The sequence below is a fragment of the Propionicimonas sp. genome (genome assembly GCF_047606205.1).
Lineage (GTDB): Bacteria > Actinomycetota > Actinomycetes > Propionibacteriales > Propionibacteriaceae > Propionicimonas.
This window is the reverse complement of the sequence record NZ_JASGES010000076.1, coordinates 1-8,599: the sequence shown is the minus strand read 5'-3', so window position 1 is coordinate 8,599 and position 8,599 is coordinate 1. Positions and strand designations below refer to the sequence as shown.

Below are 8,599 nucleotides of genomic sequence, written 5' to 3'. Positions count from 1 at the left end.
TCACGCCGGGCCGCCCACGTCCGCGGCCGGGACGGTGCCCGCGTCGAGCGCCCCGGCGATGCGGGCCAGTGCGGCGCGGGCACGACGGACGTCGTCGGCTCCGACCGCGCGGTCGGTGAACCGGGCGCGGTGGTAGAGACCACGCAGCACCGCGACCGCGTCCGCCGGCGCGTGCGTGCGGGCGAGCAACTCGGCGGTGAACTCGGTTGCGGTCTGGGCGGGCCCGCGTCCAGCACCCTGCATCGCCGCCTCGTCCTCGAGGGCAACCCAGGCGGCAATCACCGCGTCCGCGGGGGCCTCCGTTCCGGCCAGGTGCGCCCCGGCGCGCGCGACGGCTGTCGCGAGCGCGGCGATGTCGACCTCGGCAGCCTCCCCCCGCACATCGCCGCCCTCCAACGAGTCGGTCGCCACGGGTTCGTCATCGGGCCGCCACGCCTCACGCAGGCGCCTGACCAGCCACGCCACGCCGAACGCCGCGAGCGCTGCCACGGCGACGACGGCGAGGACCAGCAACACCTTCTCGAGCACGTCGGCGGACGCGAGATCCCGCTCGGGGGGCTCCTGCGGAGCGATCGTCACCTGTGGCGCGTCGGAGACCGGGCGTTCGGCGCTGGTGAAGTTCGGCAGCGTCAGGGTCACCACCCAGGGCGTTGCGGAAGCGGCACCCAGCACGACCAGCAGGATCGCGGCGACGACTCCCACCCGGATGATCGTCGCGCTCGGCCTCACCGTCCCATTCTCACCCACACCGGGGCCGATCTTCTCACCCACCGCCACGACGAATCGCCGCCTGCTGCGTCCGCACACGACCCGGAAGAACCACTCTCGCGGACGTGTCACCCCCGACGACACGAGGGGACGGTTCCTTTCCCGTTCGCAGGACTGTCCCCTATCCCGTTCACCATCGATCCCGGACGGAGGTGGAACCGTCCCCGAGGGGAAAGGGGGACGGACCACCGCACGGGAACAGAACCGTCCCCCGAACGAAAAAGGGGACGGACCACCGCACGGGAACAGAACCGTCCCCCGAACGGAAAGGGGACGGACCTGGGTCGGGCTAGAGGATGCCGGTGCGGAGCAGCGAGTCCTGGAGACGGCGCATCGCGACCAGAGGACGGGTCTCGTCGACCTCGACGTCGTCGTAGGTCACGATCGCGCCGGCAGGCAGATCCCGCTTGAGGACGCAGCCGCCGACCAGGCCGACCGGGATCGCGTTCAGCGCCCGCGCCTCGTCGGCGTCGATCGCCCAGCCACGCACGTGGTGGCCGCCCATCCCCTCCAGCGTGATCCCCGCGGAGAGGTCGAACTTCGTCCGGGCCGACACCTCCGTCCGCCACACCGTCGCCTGGAAGTCCGCCCTCCGGTCGAGCACGGCCTCGCTGATCGACAGGTGGGCCTCGATGGACGCCAGGTGGTACGGACGGTAGATCGCGTAGTAGGGACCCTTGCCGAACTTGAGAAAGTCGAGCTCCTCGGTGACCACGTCGTTCTCCGAACGGACGACGGCGAAGATGCCGGGCGACACGTCGCCCTCGACCGTGTACTCGACCGCCGGGTAGGAGGTCAGGATCCCGCCGTCCTCGACCGGGATCAGCCTGGTCGCCAGCTCGTCGATCGAGCAGGCCGGTCCGTGCATGCCGGCCACGTCGACGGGGATGCCGGTGGCATTCGACAGCGCTGCCATCTCCAGCTGGGTCTTGGTGCCATCGGTGAACTCGCACAGGATGCGCGGGTTCATCTTCTTCGCCCGCGCCTCCTCCAGCACGTCCTCGACGACGTCGGTCGGCCGGTTCGGGTTGTTCTTCCCCTTGCCGGTCGCGATCACGGTCAGGCCGAGGTCGCGGGCGTACTCGACCAGCTTCAGGCACTCGGACGGCTCGTCGCCGCGGCAGATCGTGTAGACCTGACGCCCCGCGTTCGCCACCCGCGACAGCAGCAGGCCGACGGTCACATCCGCCTCCACCGTCATCAGCGCCACGTCCTTGGAGTTCAGCAGGGACGCGAGCGCGACCTGCGCCGCGATCTCCGGCACCCCGGACACCTCCAGCACGACGTCGACCGGCAGCTGCGGCACCTTCAGGCCGTCGTCGATCACCACCGGCCGGCCGGCCTCGATCAACTCGGCCACCCTTCCCAGGTCCCGCTCGACCACGGCCGGGGTCCCCCTGCCCGCATTGGCGTAGGCCTCCACCGCGCGGTCCACGGCGATCTCGGCCACCACCGACACCTCCATGCCCTCGGCCCGCTCGATCGTGGCGATCAGGCCCCTGCCCATCTGGCCGGCGCCGACAACCCCCACCCGCACCGGGCGACCGACCTGCCGCTGCCGCTCCAGCAGCCGCTCCGCGTAGCTCACCATGGCTGCGTCCCTCCCGGTCTCAGGACTGGACGCCGCGGCGGATCTCGACCCGCTGGCCGGCCTCGGGCTTCGGCAGCGAGCCGACCGCCTTCACCGCGCCGGGCAGCAGGTCGGCCTCGCCGACGTTGAGGTAGAGGACGATGTGGCCGAGCTTCTCGAAGTTCTCGTTGGCCAGCGACCCCACCTGTGTGATCGTGACCATGCTGTCGGCCAGCCAGAACTCGTCGCCGGCCTCGACGCCGGCGAACGCGCCCTCGGGGCCGGAGTGGACGAGGCTCACCTCGGCCAGCGCGTCCGGCACCGGCAGCCCGAACAGGATGTACACACCGGCCTCGAACAGCTCTGCGGCATCGGCGCCGACGTGGACGACGGTGGACCGCCAGATGGGCTCGGACACAACGATTTCCTTTCCTGCGGCTCGTGCCGGGGCATCGGCGGAGGACGGACCTCCGACCAGGACCGGTATGGACGGCATCAGTAACTCCCTTGAACTGACCCAGCTGCAAGCCTCTGCAATATGGTGCAAATGCATCTGCGCATTTGTGCACTCCCCGAGGGTAGGTCACCGCGCCGCCCCGCGCAAGTGCGGCAGCAGGGTCGTGGCCGGCGGGTCGCCTGTCCACGCCTGGCAAGACGGGCAGCGCCGGACGCGTCCGGTGGCCTAGCGTCGAGGGCGTGAACCTGGTCGACGGACGCGTTCCGGCCACGTCCTCCGTCATCGACCGCAGGGATGCGGCGGCACCGGCCCGCACCCTGGTCGACATCCTTCGTGCGACCGCGGCGCGCCATCCGGCCTCGGCGGCCATCGAGGACCCGGCCGGCACGCTCACCTATGCGGAACTCCTCACCGAGGTCGAAGGGCGCGCGGCCGCTCTCACCATGGCCGGCGTGCGGCGCGGCGACCGGGTCGGGGTGCGCCTGCCGTCGGGGACGCGAGAGCTGTACGCGGGGATCCTCGCCGTGCTCGCCGCCGGCGCGGCCTACGTCCCCGTCGACGCCGACGACCCCGCCGAGCGGGCGGAGCTGGTGTTCGGCGAGGCGGCCGTGACCGGGGTGCTGGCCGCCGGGGGCTATCTGCCCCGGACGGTCCGCGGCGACAGCGCCGGCCGGACAACGGGCGAGCCACCCGCGGACGCGGACGGCCGTGCCGGAGTCACCGGTGCCACTGCCGCGGCAGAGCGCCCGGCACGCAGCGACCCCACGCCCGAGGACGACGCCTGGATCATCTTCACCTCCGGTTCGACCGGCGTCCCGAAGGGCGTGGCTGTCACCCACCGCTGCGCCGCGGCCTTCGTCGACGCCGAAGCCGGGCTCTTCCTCGCCGGCGCGCCGCTGGGGCCCGGGGACCGTGTGCTCGCCGGGCTGTCGGTCGCGTTCGACGCGTCCTGCGAAGAGATGTGGCTGGCCTGGCGCCACGGCGCCTGTCTGGTACCCGCGCCACGATCCACCGTCCGCAGCGGCGCCGATCTCGGCGGCTGGCTGGTGCGGCACCGGATCACGGTCGTCTCCACGGTGCCCACCCTGGCCGGACTGTGGCCGGTCGAGGCGCTGGAGCAGGTCCGGCTGCTGATCTTCGGCGGGGAGGCCTGCCCGCCCGAACTGGCCGCCCGCCTAGTGGCAGAGGGCCGCGAGGTGTGGAACACCTACGGGCCGACCGAGGCGACGGTGGTCGCGACGGCCTCGCTCCTCGACGGCGTCTCGCCGGTCCTGATCGGGCTCCCGCTCGCCGGCTGGTCGGTCGCGGTGGTCGATGCGGACGGCCGGCCGGTCGAGGTCGGGGTGGTCGGGGAACTGGTCATCGGTGGCGTCGGGCTGGCCCGCTACCTCGACCCGGCGAAGGACGCGGAGAAGTACGCGCCGCTGCCCTCGCTCGGCTGGGACCGGGCCTACCGCTCCGGCGACCTCGTCGCGCTGGCGCCGGAGGGGCTGTCGTTCCACGGGCGCGCCGACGATCAGGTGAAGGTCGGGGGCCGCCGGATCGAACTCGGTGAGGTCGAGGCCGCGCTGGCGGCGCTGCCCGGCGTGGACGCGGCCGCGGTCGCCGTCCGCCGCACGGAGGCCGGCGTCCCCGTTCTCGTCGGCTACGTCGTGACCTCGGAGGGTTTCGACCGCCGGGCCGCGCGCACGAGCCTCGCCGAACGGATGCCGGCCGCGCTGATCCCCTTGCTCGCACCCGTCGAGGGGCTGCCCACCCGTACCTCCGGCAAGGTCGATCGGGACGCGCTGCCGTGGCCCCTGCCCGCGGTGACCGAGGAGATCACCGAGTCGCTCACGCTGTTCTCCGGCGAGGAGGGGTGGCTGGCCAGGGAGTGGGTGGCCGTGCTCGGCACGCCGGTCCTCGACCGGCAGAGCGACTTCTTCGAGCTCGGGGGCGGCTCGCTCACCGCCGCCCAGCTGGTCTCGCGGATCCGGCAGCGGGCGCCCGAGTTCAGCGTCGCCGACGTCTACGACCATCCCCGGCTGGCCGCGATGGCCGCCGCGATCGCCGACACCGCCGTCGACACCCCGTGGCGGGAGTCGTTCAGCACGGCGGGCGTCACCCCGCTGGCGACCCGCTGGGCCCAGACCGTGCTGAGTGTCCCCCTGTTCATCATCTCCGGCGCCCGGTGGCTCACCTACCTGCTGGCGGCGAGCTGGATCCTGCGGACGGCCGACCCGCGCGGGTTCGCCTTCCTCCCTGCCGTGAGCGGCGGGGTCGTCCTCGTCGGGCTCCTTCTCTTCGCTGTGCCGTTCGGCCGGATGGCGATCGCCGCGGCCAGCGCACGGCTGCTGCTGGCCGGCGTCCGGCCCGGCGACTACCGGCGCGGCGGGCGCACCCACCTGCGCCTGTGGCTGGCCGAACAGGTCGCCCACCAGGTCGACCCGGTCGGCCTGGCCGGCGCACCATGGGTCACCTGGTACGCGCGAGCCCTCGGCGCCCGGATCGGCAGGGATGTGGACCTGCACACGCTGCCGCCGGTGACCGGCATGCTGCGGATCGACGACGGGGCGGCGATCGAGCCCGAGGTCGACCTGGCCGGCTACTGGATCGATGGCGACACGGTCAGGATCGGCGCGATCCGGATCGGCGAGCGGGCCAGCGTCGGCGCGCGCAGCACGCTTGCGCCCGGCACCCGGATCGAGCCGGACGCGGAGGTCGCTCCGGGTTCGGCCGTGTTCGGACGCGTTCGCGCGGGCCAATTGTGGGCGGGTTCGCCGGCCGCGCGCTCCGGAGAGCCGAGCGGCGACTGGCCGGCCGAGCGGCCGCCGGCCCGGCGCGGCTGGCTGGCCGCGTACGCCCTGTCCTCGACCGCGCTCGGCCTGTTGCCCGTGATCGCCTGGTCGCTCGGCGGCCTGGTCGTGGCCCTCGGAGTCCGGGGGGCAGCCGGCGTGGGCACCGCCGCTGCGGGTGCCCTGGTGTGGCTGCCGCTCGGAGTGGTCGTCGCGGGGACGGTGCTGATGGCCGCGATCGTCATCCTCGTCCGGCTGCTGTCGATCGGACTTGACCCCGGCACCTACCCCGTCCGCAGCCGCGTCGGCTGGCAGGCCTGGACGACCGAGCGACTCCTCGACCAGGCCCGCACCCAGCTGTTCCCGCTGTACGCGAGCCTGGCCACCCCGATCTGGCTGCGGCTCCTCGGTGCGAGGATCGGCAGGAACGTGGAGGCCTCCACCGTCGTGCTGCTCCCCTCGCTCACCACCGTCGAGGACGGCGCCTTCCTCGCTGACGACACGATGGTCGCGTCCTACGACCTGCGCAACGGCTGGCTACGGCTCGGCAGGGTGACGATCGGACGCCGGGCGTTCCTGGGCAACTCCGGCACCGCCGGCGCCGGCCACATCGTGCCGAGGGACGGGCTGGTGGCCGTCCTCTCGGTCGCGCCGGTGAAGGCCAAGCCGGGGTCGTCGTGGCTGGGCTCTCCGCCGGTACGGCTGCGTCGCACCGTCGTCGGCGGCGACCTCGAACGCACCTACCGTCCTTCCCGCGGGCTGCAGTGGGCGCGTGGCGCCTGGGAGGCCTGCCGGGTGCTGGCCGTGTTCACGACGAGCGGGATCGGCCTGGGCCTGCTGCTGACCCTCGCCGGACTCGCCGAGCAGGTCGGGGTCGGCTGGACGCTGGTGCTCTCCGGACCCGTGATGGTGCTGGTCGGCCTGCTCGCCGCCGCCGTCACGACGATCGTGAAGTGGCTCGTGGTCGGACCGATCCGGGCGGGTGAACACCCGCTGTGGTCAAGCTTCGTGTGGCGCACCGAGGTCGCCGACACGTTCACGGAGATGGTCGCCGGCCCGTGGTTCGCCAACCCCAGCGCGGGTACGCCCGCCCTCGCGCTGTGGCTGCGCAGCCTCGGTGCGAAGGTGGGTCGTGGCGTGTGGTGTGAGACCTACTGGCTGCCCGAACCCGACCTGGTCACGCTCGGCGACGGGGCGACGGTGAACCGCGGCTGCGTTGTGCAGACGCACCTGTTCCATGATCGAATCATGAGCATGGACGCGGTGGAGATCGAGAGGGGCGGCACCCTCGGCCCGCACAGCATCGTGCTGCCGGGCGCGACGATCGGTGCCCACGCCACGATCGGTCCGGCGTCCCTGGTGATGCGCGGGGAGTCGGTCCCGACCGGCAGCAGGTGGAGCGGCAACCCGATCGGGCCGTGGCGCGCGGTCAAGGTTCGGACATACCAGGCGGACGCCCGGTGAGCCCCGACCCCTACGCCCCCGAGAGCGGGGACGCGTCCTACCGTGTCCTGGAGTACCGCCTCTCGCTGCGCTACAAGGTGGCGACCAACCGGCTGGACGCGGAGGCGACGATCCTGGCCGAGGCGACGGCGCCAGTGGCGAGTCTGCACCTCGACCTGGTCGGGCTGACCGCGTCCCGGGTGCGGGTGGACGAGGAGAAGAGGACCCGCTTCCGGCAGGACAGTCGGCGGCTGACCGTGAAGCCGGCGACCCGGATCGAGGCCGGCCGGCGGTTCGCGATCGAGGTCCGCTATGCCGGCTCGCCGCAGCCGCGCGGCTCCCGCTGGGGGCGGCATGGCTGGGAGGAGCTCGAGGACGGCGTCCTGGTTGCCGCGCAGCCGGTCGGAGCGCCGACCTGGTTCCCGTGCAACGACCGGGTCGCCGACAAGGCGCGGTACCGGATCGAGCTGACCACGGAGGAGGCATACACCGTGCTCGCGCCGGGACGCCTCGCCGGGCGGACGACCGCGGGCGGACGCACCACCTGGACCTACGTGGAGGACATCCCGACCTCGACCTACCTCGTCGAGGTCCACATCGGCCGGTACCGCAGCGACGCCATCGCCTTTCCCGGACTTCCCGGGTCCGTCCACTACCCGGCGGCGCTGCGGGGCCAGGCCGTGGCGACGGCGGGACGGGTGCCCGGGATGCTCGCCCTGTTCGAGCGATGCTTCGGCCCGTACCCGCTCGACCGCTACGACATGGTGATCACGCAGGACCGGCTGGAGATCCCGCTGGAGGGCCAGGGCATGGCGGTGTTCGGCTCCAACTTCGCCGACGGTCGATGGGAGTCCGAGCGACTCGTCGCCCACGAACTCGCCCACCAGTGGTTCGGGAACAGCGTCGGGCTGACCACGTGGCGGGACATCTGGCTGAACGAGGGCTTCGCCTGTTACGCCGAGTGGCTGTGGTCGCAGGAGTCCGGCGGCGCCTCGACGAACCACCAGGCGAAGAAGCACTGGGCGATGCTCGATGGCCTCCCGCAGGATCTGGTGCTGACCGACCCGGGCCCCGACCGGATCTTCGACGACCGCGTCTACAAGCGCGGGGCGCTCACCCTGCACGCGTTGCGGCGGGTGGTCGGAGACGACGCATTCTTCGAGATCCTGCGCTCCTGGGCGGTCGCCCACCGCCACGGCGCGGCGACGACGGCCGACTTCGTGGCCCTCTGCGAGCAGACCGCCGGCTGGCGGCTCGGTGCGCTGTTCACCGACTGGCTGGACCGGCCCCGGCTACCGAAGCTGCCGCACCGCTCCTGAACCCGCGTCCGTCCCGGACCGGGCGCCGCCCGGTCACCGATCGCAGCAGGCGGCCGGCGAGCGCCCGTGGTCCCGCATTGCGCAGCCGCAGGGCCGGTTCGGACGCGCCGAGGACGGCGGCGACCGCGATGTCGAGCGGCACCGATTCGGGCAGCCCGGAGACGGTGGGACCGGCCTCGTCCCCGGCCTGCGGTTCGCCGTACCAGCTCAGGTCGCCCCGCACCCGGACGCCGAGAGCTCGCAGGCGCTCGGCGGCCGCGCGGTCGAG

6 protein-coding genes are annotated in these 8,599 nt (G+C 72.9%); 2 read left to right on the top strand and 4 right to left on the bottom strand.

Translation table 11 applies throughout. The features are described from left to right. The 3 genes from QM633_RS05180 to QM633_RS05170 form a co-directional block, all read right to left on the bottom strand. Nucleotides 1-729, bottom strand: coding sequence for a DUF4129 domain-containing protein (locus QM633_RS05180; RefSeq protein ID WP_415152663.1), 729 nt, complete (start codon nt 727-729; stop codon nt 1-3). A gap of 328 nt (nt 730-1,057) precedes the next feature. Next, entirely contained in the window at nt 1,058-2,359 is a 1,302-nt protein-coding gene (locus QM633_RS05175) for an NAD(P)H-dependent oxidoreductase (protein WP_415152662.1), read from the bottom strand. Between the two features lie 19 nt (nt 2,360-2,378). After that, a complete protein-coding gene (locus tag QM633_RS05170; RefSeq protein WP_415152661.1) occupies nt 2,379-2,756 on the bottom strand; it encodes a PTS glucitol/sorbitol transporter subunit IIA in 378 nt (125 codons plus the stop codon). Between the two features lie 278 nt (nt 2,757-3,034). Between QM633_RS05170 and QM633_RS05165 the strand changes: the two genes are divergently transcribed. Both QM633_RS05165 and QM633_RS05160 read left to right on the top strand, forming a co-directional pair. After that, nucleotides 3,035-7,033: a Pls/PosA family non-ribosomal peptide synthetase gene (locus QM633_RS05165; protein ID WP_415152660.1), complete on the top strand. Its 3,999-nt coding sequence runs from the start codon at nt 3,035-3,037 to the stop codon at nt 7,031-7,033. Then, nucleotides 7,030-8,331, top strand: a complete 1,302-nt coding sequence (locus tag QM633_RS05160) for a M1 family metallopeptidase (protein ID WP_415152659.1) — start codon at nt 7,030-7,032, stop codon at nt 8,329-8,331. Before QM633_RS05165 ends, QM633_RS05160 begins: the two co-directional genes overlap by 4 nt. On the opposite strand, the gene QM633_RS05155 is transcribed toward QM633_RS05160, so the two are convergent. Continuing rightward, a partial coding sequence (locus tag QM633_RS05155; RefSeq protein WP_415152658.1) for a hypothetical protein occupies nt 8,279-8,599 on the bottom strand: 321 nt, incomplete at its 5' end. The two genes, QM633_RS05160 and QM633_RS05155, sit on opposite strands and share 53 nt — an antisense overlap.